The sequence below is a fragment of the Pseudomonas sp. CMR5c genome (assembly GCF_003850545.1).
GTDB lineage: Bacteria > Pseudomonadota > Gammaproteobacteria > Pseudomonadales > Pseudomonadaceae > Aquipseudomonas > Aquipseudomonas piscis.
Window position 1 is genome coordinate 3391228 of the sequence record NZ_CP027705.1, and the last position, 18163, is coordinate 3409390.

Below are 18163 nucleotides of genomic sequence, written 5' to 3' on the forward strand. Positions count from 1 at the left end.
TTCAGGCTTTAGTCAATTAACGAGTGAGGGATTACATGAGTTATCGCAACAAGCGTACAGTGGAGGCTAGCTTTGACGAAATGTTGATGATCAAGCGTCGAGCCAGGGAGCGGCTGGTTGATGCGGTGCGCTCGGCGAATCGTGAAAGCCTTGAGCTTGCGGCAAAATATGTCAAAACAGCTCTACGTGGCAACGCACCAATCCCACGACCACAACGATTTAGCTGCCTCGCTAACGAGAAGTAATTTGCCACACCCGGAGGCATATTTGAGGATATGCTAGATGCATCAGTAATTCGCCTAGAAACTAGGCGAACCATCAGGCATTACCACTAAGAGAGTGTCTTAATAATTCCAGCCAACTCCCAAAAATATAGCCGTTATACGTGGAATAAAAACTCCGCTCTTTGGCTTGATAACCTTCGTTTGACAAGGCCAATTTAAACTCTCGAGGATTGAGTTTATTTTGGATCGGTGCCGAACCGGACATAATGCAGTACATAAACCAAGAAACTTGATCCTTAGGCATAATGCGAACTAATCCCACCCCTTGGCTCCTCGCATACTTAACCGTACCTTCTTGAAAAGAACTCCTTGTTACAATGACTCCTTTAATATTTTTTCCAGCTATTTGATCCAGCTTTGATTTGAACTCCTCTGCATCATCAACTGGTATGCTACGAGCATAATCTTTACATTCACAAACCCAAAGCATGGAATAGTTGTCCGCACCGGGCAACCAGACCTCAATTGAAATATCAACCACGATATCTTTCTCTCGATCTCTCGAATAATACCCTTTTTTCTTAAAAACCCTCCCAGATGAAGGAGAAATTCCGAGACGACCAGCCTCAAGCTCTTTTTTTATAAGCATGAAGGTCTCATCTTCTAGCGCGTCTCCTTTTGCGACGGTACTCATAATATTCCTTATTCAAAAAATACCTATGTGACGCATCATCCATACGCTCGATGAGCTTTCCATAGACGATGGGGAGAATCATCAAATAACAGCTGGGAAACACTCAAGATAAAACGAACGCGTCATAAATATAGACAAGCCCAAGAAGCAGAATAGCAGGCAAAACACCCACCACTAAAGCCAGAAATTTTGAGTTTGCATACACTGCCGCCATACCTTGACTACTATTGATAGACGCCCAGTAGGTCACTGCCCCGATAAAAAGAGATACTCCCAAGGTTTGGTATGGGTACTCGGAGGTTAATGTGTTGAAGTAGCTCGAAAGATCCCCATTTGAATACCAAATTCCATAATCGATACCTTTGACCATCAGCCCCACCCACAATCCCCAGGCAGCCGTTGTGACCACGAAGTACAGAAAGGAAATCGGTGCGCAGTTGAGTCCCAACCTCCTGAACAGAGAAACCGTACCCGCATGGTAGGCCCAACGCAAAATCGCAATTGCATAAATGCCAAAGATTGCAATCCCAAGGGCCCCCTGCCCAATCCAGCCTTGGGTGCTGTGCAGATGAGCCCAAATGTCACTCTGGGTTATCCCGTTTTCCAAGTACTCGCTTTCTCGTTTTGCCAACCATTGGTAGATCGAAACCGCCGTGGATTGCCAAAGCGTCCCAGCAAACATTGGTAACGTCATTAAGCCCTTCAACCGCGTGTAAACAGGCCGGTCTGGAGCCTTAGAGAAATGGAGCGGGCGGGCGAACAATGGGATAAAGACCAACATCGCGTAGCGCAATAGAGGTTGATCTCGGAGGCGTCGCCAAGATCGTAGGACGATAGTGCTCATGAATATAGCCGCAGCCAATGTGATTGATGTAATGGCATATTGGCATGAACGATTCAACCTGAATAGTCATCTAGACTATGGCTGCCCCTCGCTCAAGGAGGGACTCAAACGTGCCGTCGAATAACCAGTGGTCTTACAAGTCGAACACCGCTCTGAAACAGCTAAGTAGGTGCGACACAGCGCATTGATGAAGTCTTGTACAGGCCTCCTCAATCCCTTGCGCTCGGAGTCCTCGGAAGCAATTCTACTACTTCTTTCCAGCGCAGCGTCGTCCATGGGAGTTGGACGTTCTCCCTCTTGGCTCAAGAATCACTTCCTATCTAAGATGACCGTTTGCTTGAAGGATAAACTAACCTCCTCCAGTCGCGATTTATCCTCATGTGGTTATAACTCTACTAAATGGCTATTTAGTTGAGTTACATTACTCTGAGTGCGAGTTCTAACAATTCAGCTACGCAGATCACCTGAAGATCGCACTCAATGGTTTCCCTCAGGTAGACCATGGCAGCGGCAATAACCATGTCTGATCTTCACTGCGTCTCGAAGCGGAAATACCTGATGACATCCTTGATCCGCTGGCCTGACGTCGTCGCTACAGAAAATTTACAATGAATGAGCGACAGCCTGATCAAGGTATCTTCCACGTTTATGCAAACAAGGTCGGCAGCTTCGCCGGCGCTGTCGTCATCGAACACAATGTCGAAATCGCCCGCAATGTATTCCTGAGCGGCACGCCACTAAATCGAGTCTACCCTGCCCTCGCCGTCTTTCCAGTAACTCTCTTTGGTAAGATCGGTTGCCTCCCATGCCCAAGGCTCAAGGCTCAAACTGAGCTGGATTGAACTACATCCTAGTGAACCAGGGCCTGGCAGTAAGTTGATGCTGCCCCGCTGTTCTGCCGTTGGAGCGATGCCGGTTACGTGACAACTCACGAACGGAAAACCCTTCTCTCGTCAGATGGGCAAGATGTTCGGACATTGGTGACGCCACGTATGAATGCCTGAGTCGGAGCAGCGCTACTAAGCCTCTCTGTCAGCATCAGAGATAGGCGCTGGTGAGCGTGCTTCCAGCTAGATGAACCCTCCTCAATGCTACGTGGACTACCTACGATCTGCTCCATGATTCATCTCCTGGGTCGTTTTGAGGGTTTAGCGTTTTTGTTGCCTTACTGAGTCCCTAGCTGAAGGGAAGCCTCGCTTCCCTCCTCCGGGGTTGGCTCAACAACTTGAGCGTGGAGCAGTTGTTCGTTCTCGTTTTGCAGTGAAGTGATCCTCGCTACGGTTTCCTGCTCCCGCAGCTCTGCTACAGCGGCGGCCTTGTACAGCGCCTTGACCTCTTCACGCAGGGCGGAGATTTGTTCGTTGAGATGCTCAGCCACGCCAGCGGTTTTTGACTCCCCTTGACGCAATGTCTCGACCTGGTTGTTGAGCGATTGAACCAAAGCTTCCTGAGTGTGCAGGTATTTGGCGTGCTGCCTTGCTTCCCCGAGCAGACGTTCGTTATCACGATTTAGCCGCGTCGACTCATCTTGTTTCACTGCAATCGTCTCTCGCAGCTTGCGCTGCTCGACCTGTATCTCGTGCAGTTGAGACTCATGCCTGCGGTGATCCTGATCTCGCTGCTCCTTCGCTGCCTCTCGATAGTGCTCCAGAGCCCCGCGGGCTTGGACGTGCTTTTCCTCCAGCGACTGAATGTGCTTGTCCTTTTCGACAACTAAAGCTTCGAGGTCGCTGCAGCGTTGGCTGAGGCCAGCGTTTCGCGTCAGCTCAGCCTGTAGCGAGGATTGGGTGGTCGCGAGTTCAGTACTCTGAACCTCCAACGCGGCATGCTGGGTGGCTGACTGGCGCTCGATTTTCTCCAACTCTGATGCGAGTGTGAGGATCTGGCTCTCTAGAGTCGTGCGCTCCAGAGCAAACGCCGCGGCGGCCTCGGAGACGGCTTCCTGACCCTCCTCCATAAGCTGATCCAGTAGGGCTTGCACCGTACCGCTGAGCACATCTCCCAGACGCTCACGTACAGGAGCAACTGCTGGACTGGAAGCTTCAAGCTCTTTGAGATACCGAGAAATCGTGGTCTTGGAGCCCGTATTTCCGAGCTCAACACGCACAGCATCAATACTGGGATTGATTCCTTTGGCCAGCAGCGCCTGACGTGCTTTTTGCACGACAGCCTTATTGATTCCACCTCTGGCCATCAAATCTCCTACGATTTCGTACTGTGTTACATGACATGTATATACATGGCGCGATTTATAGATTTTACGTCGTTTGATCTTCAATTTCTAGGAACACATAATAGAGCTTTATGGCTTCTAGATAGCCAATTGCGCTGTATGAGCGTCCAGATACCCTGCTCCCAGCGCGAACACACCGACTTCAAGGTCAAGCGAGATGGACAAGGCGAATCGATACCTACAGGCGGGTACCCGGGAAAACACGCGTAAGAGCTACCGGGCTGCGATTGAGCACTTCGAAGTGACTTGGGGCAGTTATCTTCCTACGACAGCAAATGGGATCGTCCGCTATCTCGCGGAATACGCTGACAAGCTGTCACTCAACACTCTCAAGCAACGCTTGGCGGCCTTGGCGCAGTGGCATATCACTCAGGGCTTTCCCGATCCGACTAAATCTCCTAACGTGCGCCAGATGATCAAGGGCATCAGGGTTGTACACCCCGCCAGGGTCAGACAGGCCGCCCCGCTACTGATCAAGCACCTGGAGAAGGCGATTGATTGGCTGGAGGCTGAAGCAGCGGCCGCTCTTGAGCGAGGTGATTACAAATCGCTTATACGCCACCGAAGGTCGGTGGCGATTGTGCTTATTGGGTTTTGGCGAGGATTCCGTGGCGACGAACTCGCCAGGCTAACGGTCGAAAACACAGAGGCATCAAGTGGTGAAGTGATCAGCTTTTATTTGCCTTACACCAAGGGTGATCGAGGACATGAGGGACAGACCTTTCAAACGCCGGCGCTGACGAAGTTTTGCCCGGTCGAGGCGTACATCAACTGGATTACTGTTGCCGGACTCACCAATGGACCCGTGTTCCAGAGAATTGATCGCTGGGGCAATCTCTCAGGTAAAGCTATTCAGCCTCATAGCCTGATCCCACTGCTTCGCCGGATCTTTAAGGAGGCAGGCCTGCCTGAAGCCCTCTACACGAGCCACTCGATGCGCCGGGGGTTTGCGACCTGGGCATCGGCGAATGGCTGGGATATCAAAGCACTAATGGGCTATGTGGGGTGGAAGGATATGAAGTCTGCGCTGCGCTATGTGGACTCAAACGTCTCTTTTGGTCACCTAGCAATCAAAGCTCCGGTCTGTCCTGGGCTGAGTGGACACTGACTTAAGGTGGATAATCTCCACCGTAAGGAGTGTTCATGCCCCATGAGCAGATGACCTTTTCCTGAATCCTTCAAGCGCGAGGCGGTAGACCAGGTGCTTGCCGGTACCCCGCTTCGCCATGTAGCCGAGACGCTGGGCATTACTGAAAGCCTACTGGGCAAATAGAAGCACCAGTACGAGCAGCAAGGTGACGATGCCCGGCAGCAGCGACCACCTTCGGCGAGAGAGATGGCGAATCGGCAGGTCCGCACCACCCACAATGAGGTGAATGGGATCTATGGCCGTCGTCGCATCAAGGCCGAGTTGGCGGCCATGGGGCATGCGTGTGCTCGACACCGGGTTGCTCGATTGATGCGCGAAGCCGGTCTGCGCGTTCGCTCGCGCAAGCGCTGTCGGCGGCTTTCCAGCAGCCGTCATGCGCTGCCGATTGCCTGAGTCATCTGGATCGCCAGTTCGCCTCATATCGTGACAATCGGCACTAGTCCGGACATGACCTTCCTAAGGACAGCCTAAGGCTGGCTGTATCTGGCCGTCGTGCTCGATATCTATTCACGCGCCGTCGTCGGCTGGGCGATGCACCACCGCATGCAGCATGCCTTGGTACACGCCGCACTAGAGATGGCTGCTGCACGTCGACAGCCGAAAGAAGAGGTGCTGCTGCACTCGGATCGTAGCAGCCAATACTGCGCATACGACTACCAGGCCTTGTTTCGGCGACCTCGAATCGTGCCCAACAATTCTGTCCGGGGAGCGGCTAGAACAATGCCGTGATGGAGAGCTTCTTCCGCTCGCTAAAGGCAGAGTGGGTGTACCTGACGCGCTATGCCAGCTACCACGAGGCGAGAACTGAACATCCGCAATCACCGGCTATCTCAGCCCGATGGAGTTTGAGCGGCGCTATGTGAGTAGTAACTCTTAACTACGTGCCCACCAGTTCTGGGACAGACCAGACCAAACATCGATAAGGCGCCCAGAACCGCAACAGATCATAATCTTGCATCTCCAGATTTCTGCTGCGCTAGTACTACAGAATAGGCGTGAGAAAAAATACGTGCCTCGACTGATCCGTCTGGCAGGCACTTGATGAGACTGGAAAAAACGTCAGATCCCAAACCCGGTGTAACGAGCTGTAAGCGGGCACATTCACTCCCCAACACCCGTATTACCAACACCATTTTAGTGTCATTGAGATACCCCTGGTGCCACTCGGCAATCAGAAGATAGACTCGCCAAAGTCGCGTACCCGACTCTCCCTCAAAGGGCTTGATACTTGCCGCATAGGTTACTAGATGGGTAATCGCTCGCAGAGCTTGATCAGGAGCCTCTTTACTCATGCCAGCCTTCACAAACCACTGAATCATCAACGCTGCGATAGCAGTGTCACATATCGGAGTCAAGACGAGCATCAGAGCAAGCAGAGAAGCAGCGTGTTGCATGGTTTTCTGGAAGGGACGTCGGTAATCCCACACAGCAGATACCAGCATTTTGAAATCAGGATCTCTGTCAAGAATCTGAATTCCTTGACTCACGCTCCTCGCCTGTGAGAACCCGAGAGGGAGAAGTGCAATGAAATCTTGCCAGCGGACCATTATGCCGACATTCCATTGACAGAGCTGTGCAATCTTACGCGCCTTTTCTCTGATATCTAGAAGCTCCAACTCGACTAAGCCATCGAGCACATCGAGGGTGCAGATACCGTCAGGTTCGGCGCCCCCAGCGCAAAATATTCGAAAGGTAGCGTCGTCAGAATAAAGCCTGAAGTCAGCTGCTTGAACCTCACAAATATCCGCGATATGGGAGTTCCCTCGACCGACCACAGCATGTTTTCCCTGGCCATAGCCTGCCGTTGATGAAGACGGTTGGATAATTGAGGTGAGATGTGGTCTCAGTGCCTGCTGCAACGCCAAACACTTGTTACGAACGGGACTGCCAAAAATCGGACTGGAAAGCTCTAACAACTCCTCCAGAGTTGCTTTGGAAACAGCGATGGTGCCGAAAAAAGCTATCACTGGATCAATGAGCTCCAGATCGAGTAGCACTAGCAAAGCCGTTAGGTCCAACAGTGGCACACGCGCACGTAAATCCTGCGCCGTCAGGATCGGCCGATCTGAACCTATCGTCATTGGAAGATGATATTTCGTGTCATCGCGGCTCGAAGCCTTGGCAACCTCCCACAGATGAACCACATCAGATACCGATGTAAGAGCAAAGCGGGGTCGCCAAGAAAATGGAACCGTGGCGGAACCCTGCTGCAAGCCTTTTTCTAGCCTTCTTTGCAAAGCTTCACCAGCATCGGTAATACCCGCCAAAGACTTGAGGGCTGACAAGAATTCCTCATGAGACCAGTCCTTTCGAATCTCACCTCTGCGCAGAATCTGAGAGTTCGGGAATTTTTCGAAGAACGCCGAAGCCCTGTCCTGAAACTGTTCACGATCAGTTGCAACGTCTCGATCCGCATCATCCAAGGGGGCAGCGAGCAGCATCAGCAGGAAATCCCCTTCCTGCTGCTCATCGTTTCGATCAACCATCTCGCCGATTTTTAGCGCCAACGCGTGGAGCCTCGTACTCGCAGGATCGGCAAGATGGATCAACGAATACAGCGTTCTCATGCATTCGAGGCGCTGCGGCTTGGATTCGGCAACTTCCAGAAAACGTTCCGCAGCCTCAATGGCTTCACTCACGTAGCCACACCGGGTGGCGATAGTGACATAAGTATCCAGCGCAACATGATCAGTTGAGCCCGAAGCTAGAAGAGTGGCTAAACGATCACGTGCCGCGCCAGAGCGTCCGAGCTGATCTAGCGCCAATGCTTCGAACGCCAGCATGCGATCCCCGGCCTCCATACGGACCCTTCCCCCTTGACACAGACTCAACAGTGCAGGCCAATCTTTCAACGTAATCAGCGCCAGCCCCACACGTACCGCCATCACAGGTGCCAGCAGGCTCTCCTGGGTAATTCGCTCCGCGACCTGGACACAAAGTGGTGCCTCTTCTGGCTGAGTCGGGTTCAACTCCAGTAATAGCGTCGGGGCCAAGTCTTGAGGTTGATTGAGCTGCTCATAACAGGACTGTAATGTCTGCAGCGCTTCACTCTTTGCACTCTGATTGTGCTCTACGGCCAGATGATATCGTGCTAACGCGGCAAAGCCCCGAAGGTTCGGGTCACGTTGGAGTTCGTCTTGCCAAGCTCGCACAAGATCTGTCCGCACCATCTTCTGGGCCGACAAGATAGCGGCAACTGACGCAGCACCAAAGCGCGGATGTAGGCGATCAACGGCCTCATAACACTCCTGGAAACTTTGCACGGCAAGGCGATGCTTGCCAGTCGAGTGAGACAGCAGTGTTGCCCACAAACTGTTGATTTCCGATGGAGGCAACGAGTCGTTTGCTTTAAGTGCCAATTCATGCTCACCACACTCCACCGCGACAATTCGAAGCGCCTCCTGTATACCGTACAACCTAGGGCGCGCCGTGGTCGCCTCCACTAACAGTGGCAAAATTTCCTCCCCCTTACCCACAGCGAGCGCGGTCGAGGGCCAGATATCGGAAAGGTGTTCGATATCTGATTGCCACCCTGCCGTCCTGAACGACTCTACCGCCGCGCTGACAGCTGTCCACACCTCCAGAAGCATCACTGGGTCGACGCCAGGGAGACCAGAGGCAGGGATAAAAGGAAACTCGGAATCAAGGGCTGCAGCATGAGCCAATGCGAACTTAGCCCGTGCTTTATACAGGAGGAGCGTCTGCCTCAGAGAAGCGTGCGGATCGGCAAACGCAAGTCCTTGATCGCAGCAATTCACGGCAGCGGTATGCTCGCCGTTGAGCAGATGAACGAGAGCTCTTGCAGCAGAGCGCTCCGGTTCTGGCAGCGCTTCAGCGATCTGAACTGCCCCCCGATAGTCTCCCTGGATCGCGGCAAGACGCGAGCGGATGGCAATAATCAGCGGATCCTCTCCCTGAAGCTGCTCCCCAAGTTCGGCTAACGTTTCACAGGCATTGTCAAAGCGCAGTCGGATCTCGGCCTCGCACCAAGCGGCTTGATACTTCGGCAATGGGTGGAGTTGATAGGCACGTTGAAAGGCAGAGCTTGCGGACAAATTTGCACCAGACTCCACATGCCAGTTGCCCTGTAGGCACCAGTATTCGGCTTCTTCAAGAACAGTAGCCCCTTCTAGCATCCGCTCGGCGGCGTCCAGATGCGTGTGAAAGCGCTCTAACGCATTTGATAATAGGTTGGCCCTTGCCTGACTCAGCTCCCAAGCAAGGGATCCTTGCGCTGGGACAATCCAGTGCCCCTGCGCTGGGGCTGCGAGGGCTTCGATAAAAGATGCCCCTCGTGCGGTAATCCCTTGTGCCGCTCCTTGCACCAGCGATAACCGTTCTTCGGAGGGCATATCCGGATGGGTCACTTCAGCGTGTTCACCCAACAGTTTACCGGCTCGGGAATAATCATTTTGCTGGCCGATTTCTGTAGACAGATCGGTCTTTCTATTGAGGATGTTCTTTCTAGGCGCTTTGAGCGTTACGGACTTCTGCTCGGCGGGCAAATCTAACACATTGATCCGGCGTAACTCCTCATGAATCCAGACATAATACAAAGGGCAGTCAACCGGATCCTCATTTACAGATAAATCGCAGACCACTAGAAGAATGGGTTCGACCACACGATTGTAGTACCTGACCGTCGAAGCCTTTAAAGCCACAGAGATAAACTCGCCGTCCGCTGAAGTCGATGGTGAGCGTGTACCTTTGAGCTGAATACGAAAAACGTCCGTGACCTGTTGGTTGGGCGTTGTCTGGACTTGATAGTCGAACCCGTAGTCGTCCGGCCCCTCCAAGCTCTGGATGCGCCAATGCTGCGGACGTCGCGCCCGAAGACAAGAGTCTGCATCAGCATTAATATCGTGCTGATCACCGGTTTGAGGTAGAGGTCCTTCTACTGACATGCAACAATCTCCGATGATTCAGTGGGCTACTCAACTCGCATCAATCGTCATCATACCGTGATGGCCAGGAGTGATGGCACATAGCGTGTCACCTCTCATTACACCTGCCTGAGCGGCCCCTGCAGTTGAAGATTTGAGTCTCCTCTTCCCACAACATCAGCCATGCTAAGTGTTAGCTACCCCACTGCACACGGGCGGCCATGGACCAGACGAATTAAGCATCAAGGAGGGCGTAAATTGCGCTCTGGCAGTCATATCCTCCAAAGGTGCATAGGCCTCAATTTAGAGGTGAACAGATCACTCCAACCCGGCATGCGCCATCTGCCCCTTGTTGCCCCATCGATTGCGGTTTGCTCGGTTTGCACAACCGCCCAGCGAAACTGCGAGATCCCGTCAAACGAGAACTGAAATCCAATCAGCGGTCTAGATGTTCGATCGAAGATCGACGAACTCAGAGTCTGATGAACAGCAGCATCAGCAACAGCGCGCCCCCCGTTAGGCCCACGCAGGTCGCACCGGCCAATTTGATCAAACGATCCAGCTTACGATCCAGCCCACATACCTGCCGTTCCAACGCACCAAGTCGTGCCGCCACATCTTCATTCACCTGAGGAGCGGCGCGCTGCTTGCCATCCTGGGCGCTGCGATCGCTATGGGCGGCGATAAGGCTCCCACCGGCTCCAGTCGCGCCGATGGTGATCATCATCAGCAACATTTTGATGTTCTCGGCTATATCTGTTTCTTCCAACCCTTTCTTGAACACCAGATCGTAGGAGAACTGGATCATGACGCCATAACAGATCAGATAGTAGCCCTTGAGAAAACGATCATCGCGGGTATCGACCAGAAAAATGAAGACGACGAACGCCCCCATTAAATAGGCCATGGCGGACGCCTCGATGCCAAAGAAATGGTGGGCCACCCAACTCAGCGCCACATTGATGAATAGCGCCAGCAGCAGCCCGGGCTTGGTGGACAGCCAGTGCCAAACATTTTTGGTAGAGGTCAACAACGTAACTCCCCTGTTACGGCCGTGAAATACCAGCCTGATTAAACTCAAAATTGGATAATGCGTTTATCTTTGCAAAACAACACCAGCATCACCTATGTTTTTAGAGTACGCGATTGACGCAACTGGCCAAAAACTCCACCCGCACTTCGGCCGAGATCGCACGCTCACGCGCCCCCGTCAGATAGTTTCGGACGGCCTGCAACTCACAATTCAGGCCAATGATCTGAGCAGTCGCCTCAGACTCCTGTTGTAGGGTCCGTTCTAGCTGCGCAGCCAATAACTGCGCCTCGGTTCGTGCGGTCTGAGCCTGCTCTTGGATGTTCGCGAGACTGAGCTTTGCTCTTCAAGGCCTGTTGGTCAGTCGTCTCCAGCGTGCTCGCCGTTTGCTTGTGAAACGTCTTCGCTCAATCGCTTCTGATAGGCCTCCCCCCATTCCTTGAGGCTTATCAACAACGGCGCAAGCGTTTGGCCTAAGGGAGTGAGTTCGTATTCCACTTTGGGCGGAACCTGTGGATACACATGTCGCGTGATGATGCCATCTGCTTCCAGCTCCCGTAGCTGCAAAGTCAGCATGCGCTGTGTGGTGCTTGGCATGAGTCGCGTGAGCTCCATGAACCGGAGCTTACCGTGCAGTAAGTGAAAGAGGATCAGCGGTTTCCACAGCCCGCCGATGATGGAGAGCGTGACCTCCACTGTACAACCACTCTTGCTATCCAGGCGCTTTGGTCGCATGCATTTATACCTACATTATTGATAGTACAGGTGATAATTGTGCCTTCTTGTGATGATAGATGTTTGGCTGGAAGATCCATAACATCATCAACAGGAGCTACCGTTGTGAAAGCCATTATTCTCCGCACCCCTGCAGGCCTCGAACACCTTACTCGTATTAATCTTGCTGACCCTGGTGCTCCGGCATATGGCGAGATCCGCGTGCGCATTCAGGCAAGCTCGCTTAACTTCCACGACCTTGGGGTCGTATTGGGCCGCTTGCCGACTGAAGATGGTCGCATTCCAATGTCCGATGGCGCCGGCGTCGTAGAAGCCGTTGGCGAAGGCGTAATGGATTTCGGGGTAGGTGACTCCGTGGTTTCGACCTTCTTTCCCTCATGGTTGAATGGTGCCCCCACCATTCCCGATTTCTCAACAACACCCGGTGATGGTGTCGATGGTTATGCGAGGGAGACTGTGAATCGACCTGCGCACTGGTTCACTCTCGCGCCCCGCGGCTACAGCCATTTGGAAGCAGCCACATTGACGACTGCCGGTCTAACCGCGTGGCGTGCGCTCGTAGTTGATCATCCGTTAAAGGCTGGCGATACAGTGCTTGTTCAGGGTACCGGCGGTGTATCGATGTTTGCTCTGCAGTTCGCCAAGCAGATGGGAGCCGTAGTCATTGCCACCTCCTCTTCGGATGATAAGTTGGAAAAGGCCCGCGAACTGGGTGCCGATCATTTGATCAACTACAAACGTGATACCGATTGGGCCTCTAAAGTGCTTGAGTTCACTAGCGGACGCGGTGTCGACAAGGTGATAGAAGTGGGTGGGCCGGACACACTTGTTCAATCGATCCACTCATGTAGGGTGGGCGGCCACATTGCGCTAATCGGCGTACTGACGGGTATCGTTGGACAAGTACCAACCGCAGAGCTGATGAGGCGGCAGCAGAAACTACAGGGGCTGATAGTCGGAAGCCGTAGCCATCAGATCGACATGGTCCGTGCGATCAATGTGATGGGTATGAAGCCTGTGATTGATAGGACGTTTGCGCTGGACGACATCGCTGAGGCTTTCCGACATCAGGCTGCGGGCAAACACTTCGGTAAGGTTTGCCTGTCAATCTGATCTGCAAGCGATCGGGAGGCGCGTTACGCCCACGTGTGCTGCGCAGGTTCCACCCGCCTCCCTTCGACGTGAATCAGCAACTAACAGCCCAAAAAAACCGGTGCCCGACGCGTGAGAAAGGCAGTTACGCCTTCCCTGAAGTCCTTGGTCTTGGTTGCAGCACAAAAAGCTATTCGCTCTCGCTCCAGGTGAGCCTGTAATTCAGCAGGAGCGCTCCTTATCAGCTCTTTATAACGACCATAGGCATGACTTGGTCCAGAGAGGATCTCTGCACTCAAGCTTTCCAGACGCTCCTGTAGCTCATGCGCAGGAACACACCAGTTCAGCAAGTTCATGGCCCGAGCCTCTTGTGCAGTCAACTCGCCACTGCCCACCATCAGTTGCATTGCCGCTCCTGTGCCGATACGTCTTGGCAGAAAAAAAGTCCCACCACAATCGGGAGCTGCCGCCACTTTGTTATAGGCCAGTAACAGACGAGTATCTTCAGCCGCGAGGACCAGGTCGCATCCCAACATCAGGCTCAGCCCTGCCCCCGCCACTACACCATGCACGCATGCAAGAACTAATGCTGGCGTGGTATGGAGCGCCAGGATTGCTGAGTGAAGAGGGTCCAGCAAATGATTGACCACCCGATCTGCGTAATCGAAATCGTCGGCGAACCGCTGCAAGTCCCCCCCTGCCACGAAGGCGCGCCCAGCCCCACGAATGACAATCAGGCGGATACCAGCCTGCGCGGTAGCCTGTAGCACGGCTTCGCAGAATGATCGTGCAGTTTCGACATCAATAGCATTGAGTACACCCGGGCGGTTGAACGTCAGAGTTGCACTACGGGAGACGGCATCGAACTGGTAATCGACAGGGCGTGACATCGCGAGATCCATGAGTGAAAGGAAAGTTCTCGTCGCAGCCTAGCGCTAGAAATAGATCACCTGCCCAACCTTAAGGTTGGATTTGACCACTTGGGATTGAATCCACCTTTTAGTCCTTTATGACGAATCCTCCAAACACGGACTGCCCCATAGTGACCGGGCAACTGCGCCCCAGCGCCCACAAAAATCTCCACAAAAAAATAACCATGGAGACTCTGTCTGTGTCTGTCCAAGCCCCTACCCGCCCTCTGGCCCTCCCAGTCGTGAATGCGCAAAGCGCAGACATCCAGCGAATATTCAGCGCTCAACGTAATACGGCTCTAAAACTTCGAGAATCTACCGTTGAACAACGCATCCGCAAATTACGCCGCCTGCGCAAGGCTATTGAGATTCGCCACGACCAGATTATTGCGGCGGGTGCGGCGGACTTCGGCAAGCCTGATATAGAAGTGGAAATGACCGAGATACTGACGGTCATCATGGAAATCAGCCATACCTGTAAGCACCTAAAAAAGTGGCTCAAGCCGAAGCGCGTTCCCTCAACTGCATTGATGCTAGGCACCTCGGCCTCGGTGCGGTACGAGCCACGGGGACGCTGCCTGATCATTTCGCCCTGGAACTACCCTCTAACTCTGACATTCGGACCACTGGTCCCGGCCATCGCATCCGGTAATACGGTGATCATCAAGACCTCGGAGCTTACACCGAACCTATCGGCAGTCATGGTGGAGATCATCCGTGATGCTTTCGATGAAAGCGAAGTCGCCATTTTGGAAGGTGACGCTTCGGTGGCAAGCGAGTTGCTGGCCCTGCCCTTCGATCACTCCTTTTTCACCGGTTCCCCAACCATTGGCAAGGTGGTCATGCGGGCGGCGGCAGAGCATCTGACTAGCGTGACCCTTGAACTGGGCGGTAAGTCACCGACCATCATCGATGAAAGCGCCGATCTTGAAATGGCGGTAAAAACCATTACCTGGGGCAAGTTTCTCAATGCCGGGCAAACCTGCATCGCACCAGACCATCTCTATGTGGCGAGCAATGTCAGGGACCGTTTCGTGCAGTTGCTCAGGCAGCATCTGGATCAGGTTTATGGTGAGGGCGCCAAGGCCCGTTCTGCACCGTTAGCGCGCATCGTCAACCAGCGTCATGCAAGTCGTATTGCAGGGTTAATCGAGGACGCTCTGGAGCGTGGCGCCAGGGCTAGCTATGGATCGGTGATTGATGTCCAGGACCGCTTCATTTCTCCCACGTTGCTTGAGGATGTACCGAGCGATGCCAAGATCATGCAGGAAGAAATCTTTGGCCCCGTATTGCCGATCATCGTCTTTGATGACCTGGATGAGGTTATCCAACGTATCAATGCCGGGCCCAAGCCGCTGGCTTTGTACATCTGGAGCAAGAATCGTCAGCACATCGAACAAATCCTGCAGAACACCAGTGCAGGTGCATCCTGCATCAATCACGTAGCGGGGCACTTCCTGCACAACAATCTACCGTTTGGCGGCGTGAACAACTCGGGAATTGGCAGCTACCACGCCGAATGGGGGATCCGCGCCTTCTCCCATGAACGCTCGGTTCTGGAAAGCAAAATCATGCTGTCTAGCCTGTTCTTCCCCCCCTATACCCAAACCACTCGGCGAATCCTGCGCTGGTTGTTCAAATTCTTTTAACAACAAAACGAAATCAAGGAACCTGCCATGAAGATCATTGCGGCGGTGACACGCCACAACGCCAACGGCTTTTGCATCGAAGATCTGGAACTGGACGATCCTCTGGATGAAGAAGTTCTAGTACGCATCGTCGCCGTGGGTATCTGCCATACCGACCTGGTTGCGGCTTCCGGAGTCCTGCCGATCCAAGCTCCGGCAGTGTTCGGCCATGAAGGCGCCGGCATAGTGGTCAAGGTAGGCAACAAGGTCACTAGCGTTCGGCCAGGCGATCATGTTGCTCTAAGTTTTCACTCCTGCGGGCAGTGTGAACGCTGCGCCATTGAGGACCCATCTTATTGCCACTCCTTCGGCCTGCTTAACTTTACCGGTATTCGCCAGGGTGGTAGCAACTTGCATGATGCAAATGGCGCAGCAGTAGCTGGAAGCTTCTTCGGTCAATCATCCTTTGCCAGTCATTGCGTGGCCAACCAGCGCAACGTCGTCAAGGTGAGCAAAGACATTCCCCTATCTCTGGTAGCGCCGATGGGGTGTGGCATCCAGACTGGATTTGGTGGTGTCACCCGAGCCCTGGCCTGTACTGCAGGCTCATCCATCCTGATCCTGGGGGGAGGCGCTGTAGGTCTGGCGGCGATCATGGGCGCAGTGCTTTGTGGTTGCGAGCAAATCATTCTCGTCGAACCCCATGCAAACCGACGGGCTTTGGCGCTGGAGTTGGGGGCTACCTGCGTGATCGACCCCTACGGCGAAGATACTGAAAAGGTGGTGAAGGCCTTGCTCCCGACCGGTGTGAACTACGCACTGGATACATGTGGTATCAACGCAGCACTAGAGACCGCCTACCGTTGTCTCGCGCCACGGGCCACCTTCGGCCTGGTGGGCGCCCCCCAGGATTGGGAGCAAAAACTGCCGGGCAGCCTAGCCCAGATGATCCAGAACGGCATCATCTTCAAGGGCATCATCGAAGGCGACAGTGATCCCCAACAGTCGATCCCGGAGTTGATCAGTCTCTATCAAGAAGGCCGACTGCCAATTGACAGGCTGGTGAGTGACTTCCCTCTGTCTCAAATCAACGAAGCCGTCGCCGCCCAGCATGCCGGTACCTGTGTCAAACCTGTGCTGCTGCCCAACTGATCAGCTTTAAGTCTTCGCCATTGAGGAATCGTTGTATGGCAACTTCCCTTCTGCGTCATCCCGGTTATCACGCCAAGCGCTCGCCGGAACGCATTGCTGTGCTCATCGCCGAAACGGGGGCGTCACTGACCTATCAGGAGTTGGATGCCTTCGCCAACCGCCTGGCACGATTGTTTCAGGCGTTGGGGCTTCGTTATGGAGAGCATGTCGCCTTTTTGCTAGAGAACCGAGTCGAGTGCCCTGCACTTCAATGGGGGGCCCATTATGCCGGCCTGTACTACACCTTTCTCAGTACGCGTCTGACGACAGCCGAAGTCACCTACATCATTGAGGACTGTGACGCTAAGTTGTTAGTGTTGAGCGCTAAATCTGCCACGCCGCAACTGCTTGGAATACTGGAGCAATTGCCCGGTGCTCCCAAGGTATTGATTCTCGACCCACAGGAAGGTGTGGCAGGGTCACTACCCGAGCTTCTACAAGCCTATTCCTGTACTGCACTGGAGGGCTCGCGAGAAGGCAGTGAAATGCTTTACTCATCGGGCACTACCGGACGCCCCAAGGGAGTCAAACCCAAGCTCACCGGTTTGCCCCTGGGCAGTACCGAGGTGATCGCCCAACAGTTGGAGCGGTCATTCTCCGTCGATGAACATTCAGTCTATCTGTCACCGGCCCCCTATTACCATGCCGCACCATTGAAGTGGGTAAGGGCCGTGCATGTGCTGGGCGGTACCGCGATTCTGATGGAAAAGTTCGAGCCAGAGGCCGCCTTGGCCGCCATCGATGAATATCAGGTAACCCACAGTCAGTGGGTGCCGACTATGTTCCATCGCCTGCTCAACCTGCCAAGTGAAATCCGCAGCAGATATTCCCTGAGTAGCCAGCAGGTTGTCGTACATGCCGCTGCGCCCTGTCCGATCCCTACCAAGCGAGCCATGATCGACTGGTGGGGGCCGATACTCTACGAGTACTACGGCAGCACCGAGCAGATCGGTATGACTATGGCCAGCACCGACGATTGGCTAAAGCATCCCGGTACCGTGGGACGAGCCATCTATGGGCGTTTGCATATTCTTGACGAAGCAGGACAAGAGCTGCCTGCTGGTAAAGATGGCCTGGTGTTTTTCTCGGAAAGCCTGCCGTTTTCCTATCACAAAGACCCGAACAAGACGGCCGAGGCCTACAACGATCTGGGGTGGGCATGCGTGGGAGACATCGGCCATATCGATGCCGATGGTTATCTCTTCCTGACTGATCGCAAAAGCAACATGATCATCTCTGGCGGCGTCAATGTATATCCACAGGAAGCCGAGAACATCCTGCTCAGCCATCCGCAGGTGCTGGATGCCGCAGTGATCGGCATTCCTGATAGTGACCTGGGGGAATCGGTTCATGCGGTAGTGCAGTTGCATGACTACAGCATGGCCAGTGATGCGCTTGCGGTCGCGCTCAATCAGTTCTGCCGCGGGCAATTATCCTCGATCAAATGCCCGCGCAGCATCGAATTTCGTGAAGACCTGCCTCGCGAACCCACAGGCAAGCTGCTCAAGCGGCTATTGCGTGACGAATACGCGGGCAATGCGCGTTGAG

Annotated in this window: 16 protein-coding genes; 9 read left to right on the forward strand and 7 right to left on the reverse strand. The window is 53.8% G+C overall.

What is annotated here, in order from left to right; translation table 11 throughout:
- Positions 1 to 35: 35 nt before the first annotated feature.
- On the forward strand, positions 36 to 245 hold the full coding sequence (locus C4K40_RS15555; RefSeq protein ID WP_124421318.1) for a hypothetical protein: 210 nt from the start codon (positions 36 to 38) through the stop codon (positions 243 to 245).
- Between the two features lie 73 nt (positions 246 to 318).
- Here C4K40_RS15555 and C4K40_RS15560 read toward each other — a convergent pair whose 3' ends face one another.
- Both C4K40_RS15560 and C4K40_RS15565 read right to left on the reverse strand, forming a co-directional pair.
- Complete coding sequence (locus tag C4K40_RS15560) at positions 319 to 918, reverse strand: restriction endonuclease (protein WP_083456853.1); 600 nt, start codon at positions 916 to 918, stop codon at positions 319 to 321.
- Positions 919 to 1021: 103 nt separating this feature from the next.
- Positions 1022 to 1699: a hypothetical protein gene (locus C4K40_RS15565; protein ID WP_053129979.1), complete on the reverse strand. Its 678-nt coding sequence runs from the start codon at positions 1697 to 1699 to the stop codon at positions 1022 to 1024.
- Between the two features lie 671 nt (positions 1700 to 2370).
- Between C4K40_RS15565 and C4K40_RS15570 the strand changes: the two genes are divergently transcribed.
- Positions 2371 to 2604: a hypothetical protein gene (locus tag C4K40_RS15570; protein WP_124421319.1), complete on the forward strand. Its 234-nt coding sequence runs from the start codon at positions 2371 to 2373 to the stop codon at positions 2602 to 2604.
- Between the two features lie 323 nt (positions 2605 to 2927).
- Here the strand turns inward: C4K40_RS15570 and C4K40_RS15575 are convergent, their stop codons facing one another.
- Positions 2928 to 3956, reverse strand: coding sequence for a DNA-binding protein (locus tag C4K40_RS15575; RefSeq protein WP_053129981.1), 1029 nt, complete (start codon positions 3954 to 3956; stop codon positions 2928 to 2930).
- 196 nt (positions 3957 to 4152) lie between these two features.
- On the opposite strand from C4K40_RS15575, the gene C4K40_RS15580 reads away from it, so the two are divergent.
- The 3 genes from C4K40_RS15580 to C4K40_RS32235 all read left to right on the forward strand — a co-directional run bounded on the left by C4K40_RS15580 (position 4153) and on the right by C4K40_RS32235 (position 5874).
- On the forward strand, positions 4153 to 5103 hold the full coding sequence (locus C4K40_RS15580) for a tyrosine-type recombinase/integrase (protein ID WP_053129984.1): 951 nt from the start codon (positions 4153 to 4155) through the stop codon (positions 5101 to 5103).
- Between the two features lie 228 nt (positions 5104 to 5331).
- The gene (locus C4K40_RS32230; protein WP_083456854.1) at positions 5332 to 5538 is read left to right on the forward strand and encodes an IS3 family transposase; all 207 of its coding nucleotides are present in this window, start codon (positions 5332 to 5334) and stop codon (positions 5536 to 5538) included.
- Positions 5539 to 5628: 90 nt separating this feature from the next.
- Entirely contained in the window at positions 5629 to 5874 is a 246-nt protein-coding gene (locus C4K40_RS32235; protein ID WP_371263418.1) for a DDE-type integrase/transposase/recombinase, read from the forward strand.
- A gap of 215 nt (positions 5875 to 6089) precedes the next feature.
- Here C4K40_RS32235 and C4K40_RS15595 read toward each other — a convergent pair whose 3' ends face one another.
- The 3 genes from C4K40_RS15595 to C4K40_RS15605 all read right to left on the reverse strand — a co-directional run bounded on the left by C4K40_RS15595 (position 6090) and on the right by C4K40_RS15605 (position 11793).
- Positions 6090 to 10049, reverse strand: coding sequence for a DUF4365 domain-containing protein (locus C4K40_RS15595; RefSeq protein WP_053129990.1), 3960 nt, complete (start codon positions 10047 to 10049; stop codon positions 6090 to 6092).
- A gap of 451 nt (positions 10050 to 10500) precedes the next feature.
- The gene (locus C4K40_RS15600) at positions 10501 to 11058 is read right to left on the reverse strand and encodes a hypothetical protein (RefSeq protein ID WP_124421320.1); all 558 of its coding nucleotides are present in this window, start codon (positions 11056 to 11058) and stop codon (positions 10501 to 10503) included.
- A 360-nt stretch (positions 11059 to 11418) separates the two neighbouring features.
- A complete protein-coding gene (locus C4K40_RS15605; RefSeq protein WP_053129997.1) occupies positions 11419 to 11793 on the reverse strand; it encodes a helix-turn-helix domain-containing protein in 375 nt (124 codons plus the stop codon).
- A gap of 105 nt (positions 11794 to 11898) precedes the next feature.
- Here C4K40_RS15605 and C4K40_RS15610 point away from each other — a divergent pair, with 105 nt between their 5' ends.
- Positions 11899 to 12906: an NAD(P)-dependent alcohol dehydrogenase gene (locus tag C4K40_RS15610; RefSeq protein WP_053130000.1), complete on the forward strand. Its 1008-nt coding sequence runs from the start codon at positions 11899 to 11901 to the stop codon at positions 12904 to 12906.
- 80 nt (positions 12907 to 12986) lie between these two features.
- On the opposite strand, the gene C4K40_RS15615 is transcribed toward C4K40_RS15610, so the two are convergent.
- Positions 12987 to 13775 carry an enoyl-CoA hydratase/isomerase family protein gene (locus C4K40_RS15615; RefSeq protein ID WP_164485026.1) on the reverse strand — a complete coding sequence of 263 codons (789 nt, stop codon included), beginning with the start codon at positions 13773 to 13775 and terminating at the stop codon, positions 12987 to 12989.
- Between the two features lie 263 nt (positions 13776 to 14038).
- On the opposite strand from C4K40_RS15615, the gene C4K40_RS15620 reads away from it, so the two are divergent.
- Genes C4K40_RS15620 through C4K40_RS15630 form a run of 3 tightly spaced genes read left to right on the forward strand, consistent with a single transcriptional unit; the run spans position 14039 to position 18162 of the window.
- On the forward strand, positions 14039 to 15445 hold the full coding sequence (locus C4K40_RS15620) for an aldehyde dehydrogenase family protein (RefSeq protein ID WP_256223856.1): 1407 nt from the start codon (positions 14039 to 14041) through the stop codon (positions 15443 to 15445).
- Positions 15446 to 15472: 27 nt separating this feature from the next.
- Positions 15473 to 16576 carry an NAD(P)-dependent alcohol dehydrogenase gene (locus C4K40_RS15625; protein ID WP_053130006.1) on the forward strand — a complete coding sequence of 368 codons (1104 nt, stop codon included), beginning with the start codon at positions 15473 to 15475 and terminating at the stop codon, positions 16574 to 16576.
- A gap of 35 nt (positions 16577 to 16611) precedes the next feature.
- On the forward strand, positions 16612 to 18162 hold the full coding sequence (locus C4K40_RS15630) for an acyl-CoA synthetase (RefSeq protein WP_053130009.1): 1551 nt from the start codon (positions 16612 to 16614) through the stop codon (positions 18160 to 18162).
- The last annotated feature ends 1 nt before the right edge of the window (position 18163 follow it).

Coding starts and splice junctions, on each gene's coding strand:
- C4K40_RS15555 (WP_124421318.1), top strand. CDS start 36: ATGAGTTATCGCAACAAGCGTACAGTGGAGGCTAGCTTTGACGAAATG.
- C4K40_RS15560 (WP_083456853.1), bottom strand. CDS start 918: ATGAGTACCGTCGCAAAAGGAGACGCGCTAGAAGATGAGACCTTCATG.
- C4K40_RS15565 (WP_053129979.1), bottom strand. CDS start 1,699: ATGTTGGTCTTTATCCCATTGTTCGCCCGCCCGCTCCATTTCTCTAAG.
- C4K40_RS15570 (WP_124421319.1), top strand. CDS start 2,371: ATGAATGAGCGACAGCCTGATCAAGGTATCTTCCACGTTTATGCAAAC.
- C4K40_RS15575 (WP_053129981.1), bottom strand. CDS start 3,956: ATGGCCAGAGGTGGAATCAATAAGGCTGTCGTGCAAAAAGCACGTCAG.
- C4K40_RS15580 (WP_053129984.1), top strand. CDS start 4,153: ATGGACAAGGCGAATCGATACCTACAGGCGGGTACCCGGGAAAACACG.
- C4K40_RS32230 (WP_083456854.1), top strand. CDS start 5,332: ATGGCGAATCGGCAGGTCCGCACCACCCACAATGAGGTGAATGGGATC.
- C4K40_RS15595 (WP_053129990.1), bottom strand. CDS start 10,049: ATGTCAGTAGAAGGACCTCTACCTCAAACCGGTGATCAGCACGATATT.
- C4K40_RS15605 (WP_053129997.1), bottom strand. CDS start 11,793: ATGCGACCAAAGCGCCTGGATAGCAAGAGTGGTTGTACAGTGGAGGTC.
- C4K40_RS15615 (WP_164485026.1), bottom strand. CDS start 13,775: ATGTCACGCCCTGTCGATTACCAGTTCGATGCCGTCTCCCGTAGTGCA.
- C4K40_RS15625 (WP_053130006.1), top strand. CDS start 15,473: ATGAAGATCATTGCGGCGGTGACACGCCACAACGCCAACGGCTTTTGC.
- C4K40_RS15630 (WP_053130009.1), top strand. CDS start 16,612: ATGGCAACTTCCCTTCTGCGTCATCCCGGTTATCACGCCAAGCGCTCG.